20 protein-coding genes, 1 tRNA gene and 1 riboswitch are annotated in these 20679 nt (G+C 57.8%); of the genes, 9 read left to right on the top strand and 12 right to left on the bottom strand.

The features are described 5' to 3' along the window. Nucleotides 1-43 precede the first annotated feature (43 nt). From C7964_RS00810 to C7964_RS00785, 6 genes are all read right to left on the bottom strand, one after another. A complete protein-coding gene (locus C7964_RS00810) occupies nucleotides 44-925 on the bottom strand; it encodes a bile acid:sodium symporter family protein (RefSeq protein WP_055295156.1) in 882 nt (293 codons plus the stop codon). Beyond that, nucleotides 925-2646, bottom strand: coding sequence for an AMP-binding protein (locus C7964_RS00805; RefSeq protein WP_181417074.1), 1722 nt, complete (start codon nucleotides 2644-2646; stop codon nucleotides 925-927). The genes C7964_RS00810 and C7964_RS00805 overlap by 1 nt, the downstream gene beginning before the upstream one ends. 110 nt (nucleotides 2647-2756) lie before the next feature. Continuing rightward, nucleotides 2757-3380, bottom strand: a complete 624-nt coding sequence (locus tag C7964_RS00800; protein ID WP_110277820.1) for a nucleoside/nucleotide kinase family protein — start codon at nucleotides 3378-3380, stop codon at nucleotides 2757-2759. Further along, on the bottom strand, nucleotides 3364-4134 hold the full coding sequence (locus C7964_RS00795) for an ATP-binding cassette domain-containing protein (protein WP_220000154.1): 771 nt from the start codon (nucleotides 4132-4134) through the stop codon (nucleotides 3364-3366). Before C7964_RS00795 ends, C7964_RS00800 begins: the two co-directional genes overlap by 17 nt. Beyond that, nucleotides 4134-5222 carry an ABC transporter permease gene (locus tag C7964_RS00790; RefSeq protein ID WP_110277818.1) on the bottom strand — a complete coding sequence of 363 codons (1089 nt, stop codon included), beginning with the start codon at nucleotides 5220-5222 and terminating at the stop codon, nucleotides 4134-4136. Before C7964_RS00790 ends, C7964_RS00795 begins: the two co-directional genes overlap by 1 nt. Nucleotides 5223-5326: 104 nt before the next feature. Continuing rightward, entirely contained in the window at nucleotides 5327-6355 is a 1029-nt protein-coding gene (locus C7964_RS00785) for a sugar ABC transporter substrate-binding protein (RefSeq protein WP_110277817.1), read from the bottom strand. Nucleotides 6356-6493: 138 nt separating this feature from the next. On the opposite strand from C7964_RS00785, the gene C7964_RS00780 reads away from it, so the two are divergent. Beyond that, nucleotides 6494-7693, top strand: a complete 1200-nt coding sequence (locus tag C7964_RS00780; RefSeq protein ID WP_110277816.1) for an ROK family transcriptional regulator — start codon at nucleotides 6494-6496, stop codon at nucleotides 7691-7693. A 67-nt stretch (nucleotides 7694-7760) separates the two neighbouring features. On the opposite strand, the gene C7964_RS00775 is transcribed toward C7964_RS00780, so the two are convergent. Beyond that, nucleotides 7761-7836: transfer RNA gene (locus C7964_RS00775), tRNA-Lys, on the bottom strand. 96 nt (nucleotides 7837-7932) lie between these two features. Here C7964_RS00775 and dapF point away from each other — a divergent pair. The 4 genes from dapF to C7964_RS00755 are packed head-to-tail and all read left to right on the top strand — an operon-like array spanning nucleotide 7933 to nucleotide 11259. Next, nucleotides 7933-8748 (top strand): diaminopimelate epimerase, encoded by an 816-nt coding sequence (gene dapF / locus C7964_RS00770; protein ID WP_110278496.1) that lies wholly within the window; start codon nucleotides 7933-7935, stop codon nucleotides 8746-8748. Beyond that, complete coding sequence (gene mtaB / locus C7964_RS00765) at nucleotides 8748-10007, top strand: tRNA (N(6)-L-threonylcarbamoyladenosine(37)-C(2))-methylthiotransferase MtaB (RefSeq protein ID WP_110277815.1); 1260 nt, start codon at nucleotides 8748-8750, stop codon at nucleotides 10005-10007. The genes dapF and mtaB overlap by 1 nt, the downstream gene beginning before the upstream one ends. Continuing rightward, the gene (locus C7964_RS00760; RefSeq protein ID WP_110277814.1) at nucleotides 10004-10636 is read left to right on the top strand and encodes a glutathione S-transferase; all 633 of its coding nucleotides are present in this window, start codon (nucleotides 10004-10006) and stop codon (nucleotides 10634-10636) included. The genes mtaB and C7964_RS00760 overlap by 4 nt, the downstream gene beginning before the upstream one ends. 20 nt (nucleotides 10637-10656) lie before the next feature. Continuing rightward, on the top strand, nucleotides 10657-11259 hold the full coding sequence (locus tag C7964_RS00755) for a glutathione S-transferase (RefSeq protein ID WP_110277813.1): 603 nt from the start codon (nucleotides 10657-10659) through the stop codon (nucleotides 11257-11259). Nucleotides 11260-11264: 5 nt separating this feature from the next. On the opposite strand, the gene C7964_RS00750 is transcribed toward C7964_RS00755, so the two are convergent. Then, on the bottom strand, nucleotides 11265-11909 hold the full coding sequence (locus C7964_RS00750; RefSeq protein WP_110277812.1) for an outer membrane protein: 645 nt from the start codon (nucleotides 11907-11909) through the stop codon (nucleotides 11265-11267). A gap of 415 nt (nucleotides 11910-12324) precedes the next feature. On the opposite strand from C7964_RS00750, the gene petA reads away from it, so the two are divergent. Genes petA through C7964_RS00735 form a run of 3 tightly spaced genes read left to right on the top strand, consistent with a single transcriptional unit; the run spans nucleotide 12325 to nucleotide 15121 of the window. Next, nucleotides 12325-12885, top strand: a complete 561-nt coding sequence (gene petA, locus C7964_RS00745) for a ubiquinol-cytochrome c reductase iron-sulfur subunit (protein ID WP_110278495.1) — start codon at nucleotides 12325-12327, stop codon at nucleotides 12883-12885. A gap of 12 nt (nucleotides 12886-12897) precedes the next feature. After that, entirely contained in the window at nucleotides 12898-14247 is a 1350-nt protein-coding gene (locus tag C7964_RS00740; protein ID WP_110277811.1) for a cytochrome b, read from the top strand. Nucleotides 14248-14263: 16 nt separating this feature from the next. Further along, nucleotides 14264-15121 carry a cytochrome c1 gene (locus tag C7964_RS00735; RefSeq protein ID WP_181417073.1) on the top strand — a complete coding sequence of 286 codons (858 nt, stop codon included), beginning with the start codon at nucleotides 14264-14266 and terminating at the stop codon, nucleotides 15119-15121. A gap of 78 nt (nucleotides 15122-15199) precedes the next feature. On the opposite strand, the gene thiQ is transcribed toward C7964_RS00735, so the two are convergent. The 3 genes from thiQ to thiB are packed head-to-tail and all read right to left on the bottom strand — an operon-like array spanning nucleotide 15200 to nucleotide 18373. Next, the gene (gene thiQ, locus C7964_RS00730; RefSeq protein ID WP_110278493.1) at nucleotides 15200-15892 is read right to left on the bottom strand and encodes a thiamine ABC transporter ATP-binding protein; all 693 of its coding nucleotides are present in this window, start codon (nucleotides 15890-15892) and stop codon (nucleotides 15200-15202) included. Further along, nucleotides 15879-17408, bottom strand: coding sequence for a thiamine/thiamine pyrophosphate ABC transporter permease ThiP (locus C7964_RS00725; RefSeq protein ID WP_110277810.1), 1530 nt, complete (start codon nucleotides 17406-17408; stop codon nucleotides 15879-15881). Before C7964_RS00725 ends, thiQ begins: the two co-directional genes overlap by 14 nt. Then, on the bottom strand, nucleotides 17384-18373 hold the full coding sequence (gene thiB, locus C7964_RS00720) for a thiamine ABC transporter substrate binding subunit (RefSeq protein ID WP_110277809.1): 990 nt from the start codon (nucleotides 18371-18373) through the stop codon (nucleotides 17384-17386). Before thiB ends, C7964_RS00725 begins: the two co-directional genes overlap by 25 nt. 36 nt (nucleotides 18374-18409) lie before the next feature. Beyond that, nucleotides 18410-18511, bottom strand: a riboswitch (TPP riboswitch). Between the two features lie 90 nt (nucleotides 18512-18601). Here thiB and aroC point away from each other — a divergent pair. Continuing rightward, the gene (gene aroC, locus C7964_RS00715; RefSeq protein ID WP_110277808.1) at nucleotides 18602-19705 is read left to right on the top strand and encodes a chorismate synthase; all 1104 of its coding nucleotides are present in this window, start codon (nucleotides 18602-18604) and stop codon (nucleotides 19703-19705) included. Nucleotides 19706-19723: 18 nt separating this feature from the next. Here the strand turns inward: aroC and C7964_RS00710 are convergent, their stop codons facing one another. Beyond that, entirely contained in the window at nucleotides 19724-20584 is an 861-nt protein-coding gene (locus C7964_RS00710; protein WP_110277807.1) for a DMT family transporter, read from the bottom strand. Nucleotides 20585-20679: the final 95 nt, after the last annotated feature.

Below are 20679 nucleotides of genomic sequence, written 5' to 3'. Positions count from 1 at the left end.
TGTTGCGCCGTTTTCATCGAATGTACGGTTCAGGTCAATCCAGCTAGAGCAAACCGTTGGGCAAAGGTTGCTCATTCGCTGTGTTCACGCGGCGGAACCACAGCGTCACCATCGTCGAGGTGATCACGATGAACAGTGAATAGAGCACCGGCACGGCCATGATCGCTTGCTGCTCTGTAGCAGGAAAAGTGAAGGCGATGATCGCAATCGCAAGCGGACCGTTCTGGATACCTGTCTCAAGCGCCACCGTGCGCGCATTCCGCGGATGCAACCGCAACAGGATCGAGAATCCGTAGCCCAGCGCAAAACCAAAGAGGCCCAGCACGATGGACCCGAAATAGGTGGCCCATGTCGTTGTCAGCAGGAATTCCCAGTTGCGGGGAATCCACGATACGATCAGGAAAAGAATGAAGAAGATCGCCAGCATCGAGCCCATAAATTCGGTCACCGCACCCACGTTGGCGTTCAGTTTGCGCAGCACCATCCCGATGGCGACCGGCACCAGAAGAAGGACCAGTGTCGCAATGATGTTTTCGCGCGGAATATCCAGATCAAGCGCACCCGCATAAAGCACCAGCACCAGTGGGATCAGGATCACCCCGAAAACAGTGGACGTGACGGTCATGAGTACGGAAAGCGCCAGATTACCTTTCGAGAAGTAGGTAAAGATGTTCGAGGTCGTCCCGCCCGGCATACAGGCCATGATCAGGATACCAATCTTGATCGTGTCCGACACAGGCAAGGTTGTCGCCAGGATAAAGCCGATCAGCGGCATGAACCCGTATTGGGACACAACGCCGATCATCAAGCCGTATGGCCGCTTCAACGCCAGCGTAAAGTCACGCGGGGTCAGGGATGCACCCATGCCCAGCATGATCACGAAAATCATCAACGCCAGAATGGCTTGTTCAAGTGGTCCAACCATTATGCGTTCTCCACTTTGGCATGCTCTTCGGCGCGCAGGTCCTTGCGCAGGATCTTTCCGACGTTCGATTTTGGCAGCTCGTCCCGGAATTCGACCGCCTTGGGCACTTTGTACCCGGTCAGATGTTCCTTGCAGTAGGCACGCACGGCATCTTTGGTCAGTGTATCGTCACGCTTGACGATAAATGCCTTCACAGCTTCACCCGAGGCACCATCAGGCACGCCGATCACCGCGACTTCTTCGATGCCCGGATGGGCCGCCAGCGTGTCCTCGATCTCGTTCGGATAAACATTGAAGCCCGAGACAAGGATCATATCCTTCTTGCGGTCGACAATGCGGAAATAACCGTCTTCGTCCATCACGCCGATATCGCCGGTCAGCAGCCAGCCGTTCTGAATGGTCTTGGCGGTCTCTTCGGGCTTTTTCCAATAGCCCTTCATGATCTGTGGGCCGCGGGCAATCAATTCACCCGGCGCGCCTTGCGGCACATCAACACCGTCCTCATCCACGCATTTCAATTCGGTCGATGGCAAAGGCACACCGATCGAGTTGACGCGGCTTTTGCCAAAAGGGTTAAACGTCAGGATCGGCGAGGATTCAGTCAGCCCATATCCTTCCAGCAGCGGCTTGCCGGTCAGCTTTTCCCATCGTTCAGCCACAACCCCCTGCGTTGCCATACCGCCAGCGGATGCAAATTTCAGGTGCTTTGGTGGTGTATCAAGAAACCAGATTTCCCCAGTCAGACCGTTAAACAACGTATTCACGCCACTCAGCCATGTGATCTTGTAGTTCTCGAACGCGCGCTTGAGGTTGCTGAGCGGGCGGGGGTTCGGGATCAGAATATTGTGCGCGCCCTGCGAAAACATGCCCAGAAAATTCACGGTAAAGGCAAAGACATGATAGAGCGGGAGTGCAGTCAGGGCGACTTCCTTACCCTTTTCGAACTGCTCAATCAGCTCCATCGTCTGTTCCATATTCATCAGAATATTACTGTGCGTCAGCATCGCACCCTTGGACACACCGGTGGTGCCGCCGGTGTACTGCAGGCAGGCGACGTCGTCGGGGTCGATTGTCTGGCGATAGCTTTCCAGCGCATTGTGCGTCTGCGCATGTTTTGCGCGGCCCGCCTTAACGGCCTCTGGCAGCCGGATGTGGGGGATTGTGATCGGGGTGATTGTCTTGTCCCAGTATTTCTGGACCAGACCCACGATACCACGGGGCATTGCCGGAAAGTATTCGGCAACGCGGGTCACGATGACATTCGGAATCGGATGCCCTTGCATCGCTTCGACCAGCTTTTCGGCGAACATATCGACCACGATGATGGCGGAGGGTTCGGCATCGGCGAACTGTTTCGCCATTTCCTCGGGCGTATAGAGGGGGTTCACGTTGACCAGAACACACCCGGCCTTGAACACCGCCATGGCCGCAATCGGATAGGCGAGGCAGTTCGGCACCTGGATGGCAACACGGTCTCCGGTGTCCAGACCCGCAATTTCGCGCAAGTAAACCGCCAGCGCGTCAGACATCTCATCCGCTTGGCGGTAGCTTAACGTCCCGTTCATACCGTTGGGCAGGCAGGTGGTGAAGGCGGGGCGGTCGCCGTAAAGAGCGGCAGTCGCGCTGATGAACTCACCGATTGTCCTGAACTCGGGCGCGTCGATCGTCTTGCGTACGGACGGGCCGTAAAAGGCCGTCCAAGGGCGTGTCGGGTCTGTCACTGGCTTCCTCCGAAAAGCGTTCGGGAGAGATTATCCGGTCCTGTGATTTTGTGAAGCAAAAGCAGCGGTTCGGTGGTATGTGACCCTGCGTCTAAAACGCTCGGCCTACACTAGAGCGCCAAATCGCAGGTGCGGCTGTTGGATTGCACGTGTTTCGCATTGAGCAGATCGTTCTCACCGACCTTGAAACGCGCCTGCGCCTCAGAGAATCCTTCGTCGAGCCAGCGTTGCATCAAACGCCGTTCGAGTTCCTCAATCGGTGCGTCGATCCAGATAGAGCTGGTCCAGAATTGTGCCAATTGACCCCAGGGATCACCCTCAAGCATCAGATAATTGCCCTCAAAGAGCACGTATTCCACATCATTTGACAGGACTGCCGCACCGGCAATCGCAATATCCCGCGACCGGTCAAAGACAGGGTACACAACGTCCGTACCGTCATGCGCAATTCGCTGCACCAGATTGCAGAAACCCGCGCCATCAAAGGTTTCTGGCGCACCTTTCCTCGCCCGCAAACCGCGCGCATCCAGGATAGCGTTATCTAGATGAAACCCGTCCATCGGCACCACCGCAGACGTCCTGTCCGCAGCGGTCAACAACCGGTGCAGAGCCTCGGCCACGGTAGATTTCCCAGAACCGGGCGGCCCTGCGATCGCAATCAGTTTGCGCCCGTCAGGCAGGTGCAAAACATGCTCGAGCGCCTGCTTGGCAAGTGTCTCAGGCGGCAATTTCATCAGGTGTCATCGCTCCGGTCATCAGCGCGACAGCATCGGACATTGAAACCTCGGACGGCTTGACCACACACAGGCGTTTGCCAAGACGATGAATATGGATGCGGTCCGCGACCTCGAACACATGCGGCATGTTATGGCTGATCAGGATGATCGGAATGCCACGCGCTTTCACGTCCTTGATCAGCTCAAGCACCTTGCGGCTTTCCTTTACGCCCAACGCAGCCGTTGGTTCATCCAGAATGATCACCTTTGATCCAAACGCGGCGGCACGCGCCACGGCGACACCTTGGCGCTGGCCACCAGACAGTGTTTCAACCGCCTGATTGATGTTCTGGATCGTCATCAAGCCCAGTTCCGAAAGCTTTTCACGGGCGATTTTCTCCATACGGGGGCGGTCAAGCTGGCGCAGCCATTTGCCCATGAACCCCGGTTTGCGCAGTTCGCGCCCCATGAACATATTGTCCGCAATGGAAAGGGCAGGTGACATCGCAAGCGTCTGATAGACGGTCTCAACACCTTCTTCGCGCGCTTCGGTAGGTGAATTGAACTGCACCTTGCGGCCATCCAAAAATATCTCGCCCTCATCGGGAACAACAGCGCCCGACACGGATTTGATCAGTGATGATTTCCCCGCACCGTTATCGCCAATCACTGCAAGGATTTCACCAGGGTAGAGATCGAAATCGCAATAATCCAATGCCGTGACCTTGCCATAGCGTTTGACGAGCCCGCGTCCTTTTAAAACCGGTTCCATTATGCCGATACCCTTCTGATCCATTGGTCCACGGTGACAGCGCCGATGATCAGCACGCCGATAAGAAGATAAGTCCACTGCGCGTCTGCCCCCGCAAGGCGCAGGCCAAGCGTAAAGACACCCACAATCAGCGCACCAAAGAGCGGCCCAAGGATCGACCCGCGCCCCCCGAAGAGCGAGATGCCACCGATCACAACGGCCGTGATGCTCTCAATATTCAGAAGCTGACCCGATGTCGGGCTGACAGACCCGATCCGGCCAATCAAGGCCCAGCCTGCAATCGCACAGATAAAACCGGTGACGGCATAGACCGAAATAAGCGTATAGCGGACATTCACACCGGAAAGCTGCGCTGCTTCGGGGTCATCGCCCACGGCATAGACGTGGCGGCCCCAAGCCGTTTGGCTAAGCACATATGTCAGCACGGCAAAAATAAGGATCATGGCGATCACACCATAGGTAAAGGTGGCGCCGCCGCTGCCATTCGCATCCGCGCCGACCTTAAAGGTTGTACCAAGGAACTGGAGCAAGGGCGCTTCAGCCTCGATATCCTGACTACGGATTGTCTCGTTCGCGGAATAAAGGAAGTTGGCTGCCAGAACGATCTGCCACATCCCCAAGGTTACAATAAAGGGCGGTAATTTCATCACCGCAACAAGCCATCCGTTGATCGTGCCGATCAATGTGCCGAAGGCAAGGCCGATGACAATCGCAGCCTCGACCGGAACACCGTATCGAAAGGTGAACTGCCCCATGATCACGCTCGACAGAACAGCGATTGCGCCGACGCTCAGGTCGATACCTGCCGTGAGGATGATCAGAGATTGCGCCGCCGCGACGATGCCCACGATCTGCACCTGTTGCAAAATCAGCGTCAACGCGAAGGGTGAAAAGAAGGTTGAACCCAAAAGCAACCCGAACACCGCAATTGAAGCGACAAGCACAAACAACGGCACAAGCGCGGGATTGACGTGCAGCAAGTGCTGTAAACTGTGCATGAACCCTTTGCGGTTATCTACGAACGCGGCAACTGTTTCAGTGCGCTCCGTTTTGACAACAGATTCATAGTTATCGGAATCGTTTGGCATTATGCTCCCCAACGTGGCAACGGCGTGAACGGCAAATTCAGCTTCTTAGAGAAAAGGGCAAACACGTTGCCCTCTTCAAAGTTTAACAAAGATGTGTCAGGGATTTAACCCCAGCAAAGCTCCATGCCTTCGGCAACCGAGATGCTGTCAACGCCTTCCGCTGGCTGGTCGGTGACCAGAGCAACGCCGGTGTCAAAGAAGTTCTTGCCTGGTGTGTTTTCAGGCAATGTGCCATCGGCTGCATATGCCGCAATCGCTTCGATCCCTTTGGACGCCATCAACAGTGGATACTGCTGCGATGTCGCACCGATCACACCGTCAGCGACGTTCTGCACACCAGGGCAGCCACCGTCGACAGACACGATCAGCACGTCATTTTCACGACCGATAGAACGCAGCGCTTCATAGGCACCAGCGGCGGCTGGTTCGTTGATTGTGTAGACGACGTTGATCATCGGATCGACAGCGAGAAGGTTTTCCATCGCACGACGGCCGCCTTCTTCGTTACCTGCGGTGACGTCGTTGCCAACGATGCGCGGATCGGTTTCGTCGCCCCATCTGTTCGGGTCGCCCAGATCGATACCAAAGCCCTGCAAGAAGCCTTGGTCGCGCAGCACACCAACAGTTGGCTGGCTGACAGCAAGGTCAAGCATGGCGATTTTCGCGTTTGCGGCTTCATCACCAAGTGTCGCTGCAGCCCACTGGCCGATCAGTTCACCGGCAAGGAAGTTGTCGGTCGCGAATGTCGCGTCAGCGGCATCAATCGGATCAAGCGGTGTATCGAGCGCGATAACCAACAGGCCTGCTTCACGTGCCTGGGTCACAGCACCAACGATGGATGATGTGTCGGACGCTGTCAGCAAAATACCGGATGCGCCGTTTGCGATGCAGGTCTCGATCGCAGCAACCTGTGTTTCGTGGTCACCGTCAACACGCCCTGCAAAAGAGCTCAGCGTCATGCCCGCAGCTTCGGCAGCAGCCTCGGCACCTTCGCGCATCTTAACAAAGAAAGGGTTGGTGTCTGTCTTTGTAATCAGGCACGCGGATGGTCCGTGTGCGTCGGCAAAAGCTGCGCCGCTGCTGGCAATAGCAATTGCACCGCCCAAAAGGGCTGTCTTTGTGGATTTAAACATAATGGTCCTCCCATGACCTTTGTAGTCGTTCCCGTGAGACCGGAAACTGAAGCTTTTCCGACGGACTGTCAATAACTAACTTCCAGAGAGTTATTTAATATGCTATTGCTTGGCGAAACCAAAGAATAGTTGGGTGCGATGGACAGAATTCAGGAACCGGACAGGGACGAATCGGACGACGCGACATTTGAGCGCGGCACCAATCAAGGCGGCATGCGCGAACGAAACGAGCGCGTTGTCCTCAGCCTCTTGCGCCGAAATTCCGACATGGCGAAAGCCGACATTGCGCGCCGCACTGGTTTGTCAGCCCAAACCGTTGCCCGCCTGATCGGATCACTTGAGGCCGATGGCCTTATTCTGCGCGGCACGCCTTCACGTGGCCGAATCGGGCAACCGTCTGTGCCTCTCTCGCTCAACCCTTCAGGTGTTGTCTTTCTAGGCATGAAGGTGGGCCGTCGCTCGGTCGAGATGGTTGTAATCGATTTTCTCGGGCAAATCATCGATCGCGAAAAACAGATCTATGACTACCCTGATTTCGATAAGGTTCTGCAATTTGCCAAAACGTCTTCAAAATCACTACGCGCCCGGCTTCCTGCACGCCTGAAACCACGGATCGCAGGCCTAGGCATTGCAATGCCCTTTTTTCTCTGGAGCTGGCCTGAGCATATCGGGGTAGAAGCAGAACGCATGGCCAATTGGGAATACCGCGATTTGGAGACAGAGATCGCCGAAGCGCTCGGGATGCCTGTCTTCTTGCAGAACGACGGAACCGCGGCCTGTAGCGCCGAGATGGTGTTCGGTGAAAATCCGCTGCCTGCAAATACGCTCTGCTTCTTCATCGCCTTCTTCATTGGCGGTGGTCTGGTGCTGCGCAACACGCTTTACACAGGGTCAACCGGCAATGCCGCCAGTTTCGGGCCCCTGAACATCCCTGACCGCAATGGTGTTTCACGCCCGATGATCGAGCTTGCCTCTTTGGCAAAGCTGGAAGAGGCGCTTGTCCAGAACGGCGTTGATGCGCAACAAATGTGGGTTGATCCGGAAAACTGGGACTTCCCCGAAGACATCGTCGCCGAATGGACCGCGCAATGCGCGCACGCCATCGCGCATGCGATCCAGTCGACGCAGGCGATCGTTGATCTTGAACTGGTTATGATTGATGGATGGATGCCGCGTGCGCTCTGCGCCGAGGTAACCGCACAAACCAGAGCGCATCTCGCGACGTTGGATATGACCGGTATGGACAGACCCGATATCGCAACAGGCACGCGCGGCCCTGATGCCCGCGTTCTTGGCGCGGCAAGCCTGCCACTTAGCCACCGTTTTCTTGTGCAATAGCTACGACGTACACGCGGAAAGACCCAGGCGGCGAGTTTGCATAAATCCGCAAATATCAGGGATAAAGTGGTGAGCCGTGATGGGTTCGAACCATCGACCTACTGATTAAAAGTCAGTTGCTCTACCAACTGAGCTAACGGCCCACTGAGGGCGGTATCTAGAAAGCCACGGGGGTGCGGTCAACCCCCAAATTCCCCTGACTGCTGGATAACTTGTCTGCCTTGGCATATATCGCCGCCATGACCGCAAACGACTCATCATATTTGCCCTTTATGAAGATGCACGGGCTGGGAAACGACTTTGTTGTCGTGGACGAACGGGGAATCACCCCGCGCGTGGATGGGGCTATCGCTGTGGCAATCGCAGACCGCCATCGCGGCGTGGGGTTTGACCAGCTTGCCGTGCTGTCCGACACGACCGAAGCCGATGTGCGGCTGACATTCTGGAACAGCGACGGATCACTGGCAGGGGCCTGCGGCAACGCCACGCGCTGTATAGCACGGTATCTGATGGATCAGAGCGGCACAGACGCGCTGACCCTGCAAACAGAGCGCGGTATCTTGCAGGCACTGGATGCAGGCAATGGCCTGACGTCGGTAAACATGGGGCACCCCCAGCTTGACTGGCAGGATGTGCCGCTGGCGCGCGCAATGGACACGCTTGAACTGCCCATCGATGGTGCACCCACAGCAACCGGCATGGGGAACCCGCATTGCACATTCTTTGTAGCGGATGCCGAGGCCGTTGATCTGGCCACCCGAGGGGCCGCAATCGAACATCACCCGCTGTATCCTCAACGTACCAACGTACAATTCGCCAGCGTGATCGGCCCCGATCACCTGCGGATGCGCGTTTGGGAACGCGGCGTCGGTGTGACGCTGGCCTCTGGCTCTTCCTCTTGTGCCACAGCTGTCGCTGCCGCGCGGCGCGGGCTGACAGGGCGGTCTGTCAGAATCGACCTGGATGGCGGCAGCCTGCATGTCGACTGGCGTGATGATGGCGTGTGGATGACGGGTCCGACTGCACATGTCTTTGACGGCGTCTGGCGGCTCTGATGGTGAAAACAGCACCGATATTTTCCAACCATGGTTGCCGCCTGAACGCCTATGAGACCGAGGCGATGAAGCAACTGGCGACAGCGGCAGGCGTGGATAACGCCATCGTGGTGAACACCTGCGCCGTGACAGCAGAGGCCGTGCGCAAAGCGCGTCAGGACATCCGCAAGCTGCGCCGCGATCACCCTGATGCCAAGCTGATCGTCACAGGATGTGCCGCGCAGACAGAACCCGACACTTTCGCCAGAATGGCCGAGGTCGATGTCGTCATCGGCAATACCGAAAAGATGGACCCCGCCACATGGGCAGGCATGGCCCCCGATCTGATCGGGCAGACCGAACCTGTGCAGGTTGACGACATCATGTCGGTCACGGAAACCGCAGGCCACCTGATTGACGGCTTCGGCACCCGCAGCCGTGCCTATGTGCAGGTCCAGAACGGGTGTGACCACCGCTGCACGTTCTGCATCATTCCTTATGGCCGCGGCAATTCCCGCTCGGTCCCCGCTGGCGTTGTGGTGGATCAGATCAAGCGGCTGGTGGATACGGGATACAATGAAGTCGTGCTGACAGGCGTCGATCTGACCAGTTGGGGCGCCGATCTTCCTGCCACGCCGAAACTGGGCGATCTGGTGATGCGCATCCTCAAACTGGTGCCGGACCTGCCGCGACTGCGGATCAGCTCGATCGACAGTATCGAAGTGGATGAGAACCTCATGCAGGCCATCGCCACCGAACCGCGCCTGATGCCGCATTTGCACCTGTCCTTGCAGCATGGCGACGATATGATCCTGAAACGGATGAAACGCCGCCACTTGCGCGACGATGCCATCGCTTTTTGCCAGGAGGCGCGGAAACTGCGCCCCGACATGACCTATGGCGCCGACATCATCGCAGGCTTCCCGACCGAGACGGACGCGATGTTTGCCAATTCTCTGGCGCTTGTCGCAGAATGCGATCTGACATGGCTGCATGTCTTTCCCTACTCCCCGCGCCCCGGCACGCCTGCTGCGAGGATGCCGCAGGTGAATGGCAAGCTGATCAAAACCCGCGCTGCCGCCTTGCGCGCGGCAGGTGAAGCGCAAGTCGCGCGGCATTTGGCCGCCCAACAGGGCAAGACCCATCAGGTGCTGATGGAGAATGCGCGGATGGGTCGCACCGCGCAGTTCACTGAAGTGGTGTTCGACACTGACCAGCCCGAAAGCCAGATCGTGCAGGCGCAGATCACCGGATTTGCAGGCACGCAGCTGACCGCATGACAACGCTGCCGATCCTTTGGAGCTTTCGGCGCTGCCCCTACGCGATGCGCGCCCGCCTCGCGATCCAGTCAAGCGGTGTGCAGGTTGCATTGCAGGAAATCCTGCTACGAGAGAAGCCCGCGCCTTTTCTGGCTGCCTCACCCAAAGGCACGGTGCCTGTGGTGCAGGACGGGGACCAAGTGATCGAGGAAAGCCGCGATGTCATGCTCTGGGCATTGGGCCGCAATGACCCCGAGGGCTGGCTTGATATGCCGCGCGAGGGCCACGCCCTGATTGACCAAAATGACGGTCCGTTCAAAAGCGCCCTGGATCATACAAAATACGCCGTCCGCTTTCCCGACCGCAGTGAAGAGGAAGAGCGCGCCAAGGCGATGGCATTTCTTACGGAATTGAACGACCGCCTTGCACAGTCTCCGTTCCTAATGGGCGACAGGCGTACTTTGGCTGATATGGCAATTCTGCCCTTTGTGCGCCAGTTCGCGAACACAGACCGCGCATGGTTTGATGCGCAAGGCTTGGGGCCTTTGACCACCTGGCTTGATGATTTTCTGGACTCCGAACGGTTCCGCGCCGTCATGACGAAATATCCGCCTTGGCAAGAGGGGCAGGATCAGGTCTTGTTTCCCTGACCCAGATAAGGACGACTCCCATGCAGTTGCTGATCTCTCCCGCTTCTCCTTTTGTGCGCAAAGCGCGCGTGCTGATCCGCGAAACAGGGCTGGTGGATACAGTCGAAGAGGTGGTCGTTTCGACCTCTGCTTTTAACTCGGCGCCCGAGGTGATTGCTGCTAATCCGATGGGCAAAATACCCGCACTGATCCGCGCCGATGGTCCGGCGATCTATGACAGCCGTGTCATCACACGCTTTCTGAATGATCTGGCTGGTGCAAACCTTTATCCGCAAAGCAGCATCTGGGAAATTCTCACGCTCGAGGCCACAGCCGACGCGATCATGGATGCAACTGTGTCGATGGCTTATGAAACACGGCTACGCCCTGCGGACCAACAATCGCCTGACTGGGTTGAAGCTCAATGGGCCAAAGCCGCCCGTGGCATCGCCGCAATCAATAGCCGCTGGATGAGTCACCTGACCGGCCCGCTCAATATCGGGCAGATCGCGGTTGCCTGTGCGCTATCCTATATTGATCTGCGACATGATGCGCGTGGCTGGCGCAACGGAAACGAAGCGCTGGCAAGCTGGCATGCAGAATTCAGTAAACGCGACAGCATGGTTGCGACAAAGGCTGAGTAACAGCGCTAGAAATCGAAGCTGACGCCAAAATTGACGGCATTTGTGAAAATGTCGGTTTCAAGCGTGCCGCCACTATCAAGATCAGCACGGTTGGATGAGAATGTGCCTTTGTATTCGCCGAATACGGACCATTGGTCGTTGATGGGCATGGCGGCACCGGCTACCAGCGTCGCGGCGGGACCCGTCAGTTGGTAGCCGTTTGTCTCGGAACTGCCGTTGACGACCTCGACATGCGGCACGGCCAAACCGATCCCACCGCCAACATAGGGCGTCACATCGCCAAGTACGTCATTCCAACGCCGATACGCATTGAGCGTCAGAGTATTCAGACCGTCAGTAAATTCCAGCACCTCGTAACCGGGTGCTGCGATACCGTTGGCGGGGTAGACCTTGTTGTGTGCGAAATCCAGTCCGTACCCGAATGTCGGCGACTGCCAGCGTGTTGCACGCACCCCGTAGTAAATCGGCGCCTCGGACGACCGCCCTTCCCAATCCTGGGAAAAGTCATCCGCCCCAATCAATGGATCACGAATCGAAATATCAGACGCTGGCGCGGTCTGCGCGCCTCCATAAAAGCTCAACTGCACATCCGCTATCGCGAGGGCAGGTGCAATGACAGCACAAAGGCAATATGACAGGGCACGGCGCATAGCAGCTTGTCCGAAATGAGTGGCACCTAACTCGGGTAGAGACCTGCCACAAAGCTGACAATAAAACACTAACGCCCAGAGGCGTGTTGCTGCGCGCATGTGGCGTCACTGACACAAATAGCCGTATTTTATCGGAAATTCCCGCCACACTATTGCCACAGTTGGGCGAATTCCATCATTTCCGCCAGAAGTTTAGGCTGTTTTGCCTGAATGGGCCACAGGTGATTCTTTCCGCCTGTTTAACGAAGTGTTCGCTGTTAGCGCATAACAGGACTGTCTTATGGGCCTGCGCCCGATTGTCCGCTGGACCTTGAATGGTTTGATAGTTAAACAGCGCTCAAATTGACTGACCGACCCGTCGGTCTATTTTCTCGTGCGGGCGTAGAGCCCATCAAAAGAATCGGAGATGCATCCAGTGTCACATGCAGATGATCATCAGGGCACACGCCGCGACTTTCTTTATTACGCAACCGCTGGTGCGGGTGTTGTGGTAACGGGCGCCGCAGTTTGGCCACTGGTAAACCAGATGAACCCTTCCGCCGATGTTTTGGCGCTCGCCTCGATCCGCGTTGATGTCAGCGCGGTCGCCCCAGGCACCCAGATCACAGTGCTTTGGCAAGGTAAACCGGTCTTTATCCGGTCCCGTACCGAAGAAGAAATCGCCGAAGCGCGCGCCGTCGAACTGTCGGACCTTCCGGACCAGAGCGCCGAGAACGCGAACCTGCCTGACGGAACGCCAGCCACTGACGAAAACCGCGCACTGACAGAAGATGGTGTTTGGCTGGTCCAGATGGGTGTTTGTACACACCTTGGCTGTGTGCCTTTGGGTGACGCAGGTGATTTTGGCGGCTGGTTCTGCCCGTGCCACGGATCACACTACGATACTTCCGGCCGGATTCGCCGTGGCCCAGCGCCAAGCAATCTGCCCGTTCCTGTCGCGTCCTTCGTGGACGAAACAACTATTCAACTCGGTTAAGGAGAGAAACCCATGGGCGGAATTCCCCACGACCATTACGAGCCAAAGTCTGGCGGCGAAAAGTGGCTTCACAAGCGCCTGCCGATCGTTGGCTTGATGTATGACACCCTGATGATCCCCACACCCAAGAACCTCAACTGGATGTGGATCTGGGGTATCGTTCTTGTTTTCACTCTCGTGCTGCAGATCGTCACCGGTATCGTGCTAGTGATGCATTATGTGCCGCACGTTGATATGGCCTTTGCGTCGGTCGAGCACATCATGCGCGACGTCAACGGCGGCCATATGATCCGCTATTTCCACCAGAACGGCGCATCGCTGTTCTTTGTGGCCGTTTACGCGCACATCTTCCGTTCGCTGTACTACGGTTCATACAAATCACCACGCGAGGTGACATGGATCGTGGGCATGTTGATGTATGTCCTGATGATGGGCACGGCCTTTATGGGTTACGTGCTGCCATGGGGCCAGATGTCGTTCCACGGTACAGCCGTTATCACAGGCCTGTTCGGCGCGATCCCGTTTGTGGGTGAAAGCATTCAGATCTGGCTCTTGGGTACACCAAACGGTGCGATTGCGCAGCCGGCGCTGAACCGCTTCTTCTCGCTGCACTATCTGCTGCCCTTCATCCTGTTGGGTCTGACAATCGTGCACGTCTGGGCGTTCCACACCACCGGCAACAACAACCCGACCGGTGTCGAGGTGCGTCGCACATCCAAAGAAGATGCTGCCAAAGATACGCTGCCATTCTGGCCGTACTTCGTGATCAAGGACCTGTTTGCGCTGGCCATTATTTTGGCCGTGTTCATGGCAGTCGTCGGCTTTATGCCGAACTACCTTGGCCACCCGGACAACTACATCCCGGCAAACCCGCTGGCGACACCATCGCACATCGTGCCTGAATGGTACTTCCTGCCATTCTACGCCGTACTGCGTGCGTTCGACCAGGACGTGTGGCTGGTGATTGCGGTCAACTGGATCACATTCGGCATCATCGACGCCAAGTTCTTTGGTGTGATCGCGATGTTCGGCGCGATCGTTGTGATGGCGCTGGCCCCGTGGCTGGATACATCGTCGGTCCGCTCGGGTCGCTACCGTCCGATGTTCAAGTGGTGGTTCTGGCTCTTTGCCGTTAACTTCGTCCTGCTGATGTGGGTCGGTGCGCGCCCTGCTGAGGGTATCTATCCCTACATCGCGCTGATCGGTTCGACATATTGGTTCGCCTACTTCCTGGTGATCCTGCCGCTCTTGGGCGTGATCGAAAAGCCGAACACACCACCAGCAACCATCGAAGACGACTTCAATGCGCACTACGCGCCGAAAGGTGACGGCGCCAAGCCTGTTGCCAGCCCGGCCGAGTGAGAAAGGACGAATAGTCATGTTCCGCAAACTATCACTCACCGCAGCAATGGCGCTTGCCCTCACCGCAGGGCAGGCCACCGCCGCTGAACTTGAAATTGAAGTCACCGACTATGATTTCTCGTTCGAAGGCCCATTCGGCAGCTATGACCAGATGCAACTTCAGCGTGGTCTTCAGGTCTACACTGAAATCTGTGCCGCCTGCCACGGGCTGGAATTCGTCGCTTTCCGCAACCTGTCTGACGAAGGCGGCCCCGGGCTTCCTGAAGACCAGATGCGGGCCTACGCCGAGTTCTACGAAGTTTTCGATCAGTCCCTGTTTGATGGCGAGGGCGATTTCCGCCCGGCAACGCCAGCAGACAAGTTCCCTGAATCGAGCCTTTCCAACGCACCTGACCTCAGCCTGATGGCAAAGGCGCGTGCGGGCTTTAGCGGCCCGTACGGTACAGGCATCAGCCAGTTCGTAAACGGCATGGGCGGCGCGGAATACATCGCGTCATTGATGACCGGCTACCACGAAGAGCCTGAGTGCGCACTGGAAGGCGAGCCGATGGACGGCTTCTACAATGTCGCCTTCGCAGCTGGCGGTTTCCCTGAAAGCTGCAAAGACGAACATGGCAAGCACAAGGTGCCCGGGTCATGGATTGCAATGTCACAGCCTCTTTGGGGCGATGACGTTGACTATGCAGATGGTTCTTCCACCGAACTTGAAGCGGTCGCGCAGGATGTTGCAGCATTCCTGATGTGGACAGCCGAACCAAAGCTGGTTGCGCGCAAGCAGGCTGGTCTGACCGGCGTCCTGTTCCTGACGGTTCTGTCTGTGTTGTTGTACCTGACAAACAAGCGTCTTTGGGCACCGCATAAGCACAAAGACTAAGTCAACCGGCACAAGAAACACAAAGGCCCGCCAAATTGGCGGGCCTTTTGCATTTTGTAAGGTGGATCCTGATCCACCTTACCCCAGATAAGCCCTGAGCGCGGCTGGCGGATTATCAAACAACGCATCGGTCGCAACGGGCGCATGTACCTTGCCTGCATCCACCAGAGCAACCATATCCGCGATGCGCCGTGCATCAGCCGGATCATGCGTGACCATCACGACTGTCTTTCCTGCCGCAACCAGTTTGGATTTCACCAGATCAAGCATTTCATCCTTGAGTGCGGGGCCAAGCGCGGAAAAGGGCTCGTCAAGCAGAACGACAGGCCGATCCGCCACAAGCACGCGCGCCAGCGCCACGCGGCTTTGCTGCCCGCCCGATAATGCGGCGGGTTTGCGTACTTCCATACCCGCCAATCCGACCTCAGCGAGGGCCGCAGTAACCTGTTCTTGCTGTGCGACGGTCAACCGCAGGTCCGGCCGCAGCCCCAAACCGACATTCTGCGCCACGGTCAAATGTGGAAACAGGTTGTTGTCCTGAAAGAGCATACTGACAGGCCGCTTACCTGGCTCTTCATCCGTCACATCGATACCGTCAAGGTTCACGCGACCTGACACAGGCGCAAGAAACCCCGCCAGCCCCGCCAAGAGCGTCGACTTGCCCGCACCGGACGGCCCGATCAAAGCCACCACTTTTCCACGCGCGAACACAACATCCGCACACAAGGAAAACGCACCCTGCTGCAGGACCAGGTTTTCACATCTCAACACGTCCACGCCCCCATCGGTCACAGATCCAGAACAGCGCAAAACTCAGCACCACCAGCAACAGCGCCGCACTTGCCGCTGTCTCCATCCGGTATGCACCCATCAAACGATACATCGCCAGCGGCAAGGTCTCTTGTTCTTGGCCCGCAAACAAGGCGATCACGCCCAGATCACCCATCGACAAGGCCGCCGCCAAACCCGCCGCAAACCCCAGCGGACGCCGCAGACGGGGCAGAACAACCCATCGTAGCCACGTCCATCCGCGCATATCCAGCGCGAGCCCTAAACGGCCATAGCTTTGGTTGATCTGGTCAACAGTCGGGGCAATGGCGCGGAGCGCGAAAGGCAAAGCGAGTGTCGCGTTCACCAGCATGGTCACCAGCAACGCAACATCAGCCGGACGGACAAAGGGAAACACGATCAGGAATGCACCCGTCCCGACGACCAATCCAGACGCCGCGAGCGGCATCACACCAACCACAGACACCATGGCGCCGCCACGCAAAGCCAGCGCAAGGGCCATCAAGACACAAAGCGCCGCCGAGCCGATGGCGACACAGAGCGACCGCAATGCCGCAGCCCAGACCGTTGCAGGCATGTCGGGGAACGCAGGCAGCCCGCGGACCACAATCATCCCCAAGGGCAGCAGCAGAAAAAGTGCGGCCACGGCGATTACAGCATAGTCCACCACAGGCCGCGGCAAATCCCAACGCTGCACGACACGGTCCATGCCGGCACCCATCGGATCATTCCCTGTCACCCCCCACGCCAGAGCGGCGGCCACCACACAGAGCCCGAACTGGATGCAGGCCAGCAATGCGGCCCGTCCCAGATCGAAATCGAACCGGACCGCCTGATAGATCGCCAGTTCAACTGTCGTTGCCCGCGGCCCGCCGCCCATCGTCAGGGCAACCGCAAAACTGGTCAGACAAATGAGAAAGATAACCAGAAACGTACCTGGCACCACTGAACGAAGCATTGGCCATTCGAGCAACCGGCCAACCGGTGCATTCAGCGATGCCGCAAGGCGAAACCGCTCGGCGGGGATGGAGAGCCAGCCTTGCAAAATAAACCGCACCGCCAAGGGCATGTTAAAGAACACGTGGGCCAGCACCACACCGTGTAAACCGAAAATCGAAACAGGCTGAAACCCCAGCCAGACCAGGCCATCATTCAAAAGACCGCCACGGCCAAAAATCGCCAGAAGACCAAGCACCGCGACAATAACCGGCAGAAGGAATGGTGCCCCGAGCAGGGTAATCAGCAAATCCCGCCCGTAGAAACCACGCCGTGCCAAAGCCCGCGCTACGGGAACGGCCAGCAGGACACTCAGCAGCGCAGACAGAAACGCCTGCACAAGCGTAAACCTGACCGCGGCCCAATCCGCAGGGGCGAGGCCACCCACCCATTCGGCACGCCAGCCAACAGCCGCCAGCGTGCCAAGGGTGAGCGCAAGCACCAGCGCCGCAACTGCGACGCCGGGCCAGCGCGGTGTTACTGGGACAAGGCTGTGCGCCATTCGTCCAGGGCCGCATCACGCATGGCGGCTGCATCTTCCGGTGACAACAAGAGTGATGTTTCAGGCGTCATCAAAGTCTCGAACCCGTCAGGCAGGCCCGCCGCCGGAATGACCGCCGGATACATCCAGTTCGTTGTGGGAATCACGCTTTGAAACGCATCCGACACCATGAAAGCAAGGAACTGATCCGCCAGTTCCGGCTGATCGGTGCCTGCGACTTTGCCCGCCACTTCGACTTGCATGTAGTGCCCTTCATCAAAGGACCATGCGACCTTGCTGTCATCTTCCTCGGCAATCAGGTGGTAGGCAGGCGAGGTCGTGTAGGACAAAACCGCATCAGCCTGACCGTCAAGGAACATGCCGTAAGCTTCGGACCAACCCGGTGTGACAGTTATGATGTTGTCGGCCAGATCGGCCCAGAGCGTTGCAGCTCCATCGCCGTAAGCGGCCTTCACCCACATCAACAGACCCAGACCGGGCGTGGATGAGCGGGGGTCCTGAATGACAATCTGGATGTCACTGTCGGCCAAAGCACGCAGGGATGCCGGCGCATCCGCACCTGCATTTCCGACGAAGGCGAAATAGCCCCAGTCGAACGGCAGGAAATCCGCATCATTCCATGCAACAGGCAGATCAAGGTCCGCAGCAACGCCATGCGGCGCAAATAGCCCCGTCTCGCGCGCAGCGGCTGTCAGGTTTGTATCCAGCCCCAAGACGATATCGGCCTCTGTGCGCGGCCCTTCCAGTTGCAGACGGGCCAGCAGTGAAGCCCCGTCACCTGCACCCACGAACTGCAGATCACAGGCGCATTGCGCCTCGAAAGCGGCTTCAACCGCAGGGCCGGGGCCCCATTCGCTGGTAAAGCTGTCGTAAGTCATGACTTGCAGCACAGGCGTTTCGGCGAGTGCGGCCGAAGCACAAAGAGCAAGTCCCGCGACAACTGGCAGATAGGTGGTGTTTTTCATCGTATCCTCCAAATGCGACGGGCGGATTGGGGGATAGCGGGATTGCCATACCTTCCCTCCGCCGGTCTTAACCGGTTCAGGTTCAACGGGTCCGCGTGCTACGCATCTCAGCCATGATAGGCCCCCCGAGGTACGCCCTAGGTATTGCGGAATAGACCGAAGGACAAGGGAAACCTCTTGAGCCTGATTGTCACCCCAGCTAGACCCCATGTGCAAAGGGAGATGCCCATGTCGATTAACAGCTTCGGACATTTGTTTCGTTTCACTACTTGGGGTGAAAGCCATGGGCCTGCCTTGGGTGCCACGGTTGACGGCTGCCCGCCCGGCGTGCCGCTTGAGGCGCCGATGATCCAGCAGTGGATGGATAAACGCCGCCCCGGTCTGAACAAGAACACAACCCAGCGGAATGAACCCGATGCGGTGAAAATCCTGTCCGGCGTCTATGAGGGTAAGACCACAGGTACGCCGATCCAGTTGATGATCGAAAACACCGACCAGCGGTCAAAAGACTATGGCGATATCCTGAACACGTTCCGTCCCGGTCATGCGGATATCACCTATCACCAGAAATACGGGCTGCGCGATCCACGCGGTGGCGGGCGGTCTTCGGCGCGCGAAACCGCGTCGCGCGTGGCTGCGGGCGGTGTGGCGCGCGAGGCGATCAAGGCGATTGCGCCGAACGTAGAGATCAAGGGCTATATGACCCAGATGGGCACCAAAGCGATTGATCGCAGCAAGGTCGACTGGGACCAGATCGACCAGAATGATTTCTTCTGTCCCGACGCCGAAGCAGCCGCCGAGTGGAACGACTATCTGGCATGGCTGCGCAAGGACGATCACAACTCGGTCGGCGCGATTATCGAGGTTGTCGCGCGTGGCGTGCCTGCGGGCATCGGCGCGCCTGTTTACGCCAAGTTAGACACTGATCTGGCCGCTGCGATGATGTCGATCAATGCCGTGAAAGGCGTGGAAATCGGTGAAGGGATGGCTGCCGCTGCGCTTACCGGACGCGACAACGCTGACGAGATTTTCATGGGGCCGAACGGGCCGGAATATTCCTCGAACCACGCAGGCGGTATTCTGGGCGGGATCAGCACAGGGCAGGACATTGTCGTGCGCTTTGCCGTGAAACCAACCTCTTCGATCCTGTCGCCGCGCAAATCCATCCGCATGGATGGCACCCCGACCGAGGTCGTGACAAAAGGACGGCATGATCCTTGTGTGGGTATCCGCGCAGTCCCTGTCGGTGAAGCGATGATGGCTTGTGTGATCCTTGATCATCTGCTGCTGGATCGTGGTCAAACCGGCGGCGTGCGCGGGCAGATCGGGTAAGGTGGATCTTGATCCACCTTACTGTTTGGACAGCTGAACCGCCAAAATACCACCTGCGATAATCGCAACGCCCAGCACATCCAGCACGCCGATCTTTTCGCCCAGAATGATCGCAGCGGTCGCAACCCCCAGAAACGGGTTGAGAAAGTGAAAGGTCGAGGCCCTGACCGCGCCAATCCGGCCCACCAGCAAGAACCAAACCAGCGTCGCACCCAATCCTGGCACGATTGTTGTGTAGATAAACGCGACCCCCAACTGCCAGTTCCACGTGACATCCCAGGTTTCAATTGTGAGGGCTGGAACCCACAGAAACGCACTCCCCACCAGCATCTGTAGACCGACGATCATCAGGACATTTCCGCCTGACGACGCGCCCAAGACAGCCATAGTGGCAATAGTCAGCGACACAACCCCGATCACACAAAGGACAACCCCGAAGAGATCGACGCCACCTTGCAGCCGCGCTCCCATGATCAGAACAACGCCGACAACACCGGCAATCAGGCCGATGATGCCCAGAGGCCGCACTTTATTGCCGAAAACCAGCCATCCCGACAAAGCCACCAGCAACGGCATGGTCGAGGCAATGATGGCCGCCAAAGACGCAGGAATCGTCTGCATGGCAACAAAATTGAGACCCAGATACAACGCGTTCTGACAGACACCAAAGATCACCACGCCTGTCCACTGCCGCCGGCTCAGCCGCGCGGACTGGCCAAGCAGAAACGCGATGCCCACACCGATCACACCTGAAATCAGAAACCGGAGTGCCAGCGCACTAAGCGGCGGCGCATACTCGACAATCACGCGGGCAGAGGTGAATGCCGACGACCACATCAGCGCGAACGCCAGCCCCATCGCGATTGCTTTGATGTCCATGTGATCCCCTTTGGTGCCGAGTTACGCCGAGCGCGCGGCTGATTGCAAGGCTGGACTGTTGTCGCGCCGCACTGTGTATCCCGAAACGAAAAAGG

Source organism: Loktanella sp. PT4BL (assembly GCF_003201935.1).
GTDB lineage: Bacteria > Pseudomonadota > Alphaproteobacteria > Rhodobacterales > Rhodobacteraceae > Yoonia.
The sequence above is the reverse complement of the archived record's forward strand: the minus strand, read 5'-3'. Positions and strand labels throughout refer to the sequence as shown.

Coding starts and splice junctions, on each gene's coding strand:
- C7964_RS00810 (WP_055295156.1), bottom strand. CDS start 925: ATGGTTGGACCACTTGAACAAGCCATTCTGGCGTTGATGATTTTCGTG.
- C7964_RS00800 (WP_110277820.1), bottom strand. CDS start 3,380: ATGAAATTGCCGCCTGAGACACTTGCCAAGCAGGCGCTCGAGCATGTT.
- C7964_RS00795 (WP_220000154.1), bottom strand. CDS start 4,134: ATGGAACCGGTTTTAAAAGGACGCGGGCTCGTCAAACGCTATGGCAAG.
- C7964_RS00790 (WP_110277818.1), bottom strand. CDS start 5,222: ATGCCAAACGATTCCGATAACTATGAATCTGTTGTCAAAACGGAGCGC.
- C7964_RS00785 (WP_110277817.1), bottom strand. CDS start 6,355: ATGTTTAAATCCACAAAGACAGCCCTTTTGGGCGGTGCAATTGCTATT.
- C7964_RS00780 (WP_110277816.1), top strand. CDS start 6,494: ATGGACAGAATTCAGGAACCGGACAGGGACGAATCGGACGACGCGACA.
- dapF (WP_110278496.1), top strand. CDS start 7,933: ATGACCGCAAACGACTCATCATATTTGCCCTTTATGAAGATGCACGGG.
- mtaB (WP_110277815.1), top strand. CDS start 8,748: ATGGTGAAAACAGCACCGATATTTTCCAACCATGGTTGCCGCCTGAAC.
- C7964_RS00760 (WP_110277814.1), top strand. CDS start 10,004: ATGACAACGCTGCCGATCCTTTGGAGCTTTCGGCGCTGCCCCTACGCG.
- C7964_RS00755 (WP_110277813.1), top strand. CDS start 10,657: ATGCAGTTGCTGATCTCTCCCGCTTCTCCTTTTGTGCGCAAAGCGCGC.
- C7964_RS00750 (WP_110277812.1), bottom strand. CDS start 11,909: ATGCGCCGTGCCCTGTCATATTGCCTTTGTGCTGTCATTGCACCTGCC.
- C7964_RS00740 (WP_110277811.1), top strand. CDS start 12,898: ATGGGCGGAATTCCCCACGACCATTACGAGCCAAAGTCTGGCGGCGAA.
- C7964_RS00735 (WP_181417073.1), top strand. CDS start 14,264: ATGTTCCGCAAACTATCACTCACCGCAGCAATGGCGCTTGCCCTCACC.
- C7964_RS00725 (WP_110277810.1), bottom strand. CDS start 17,408: ATGGCGCACAGCCTTGTCCCAGTAACACCGCGCTGGCCCGGCGTCGCA.
- thiB (WP_110277809.1), bottom strand. CDS start 18,373: ATGAAAAACACCACCTATCTGCCAGTTGTCGCGGGACTTGCTCTTTGT.
- aroC (WP_110277808.1), top strand. CDS start 18,602: ATGTCGATTAACAGCTTCGGACATTTGTTTCGTTTCACTACTTGGGGT.
- C7964_RS00710 (WP_110277807.1), bottom strand. CDS start 20,584: ATGGACATCAAAGCAATCGCGATGGGGCTGGCGTTCGCGCTGATGTGG.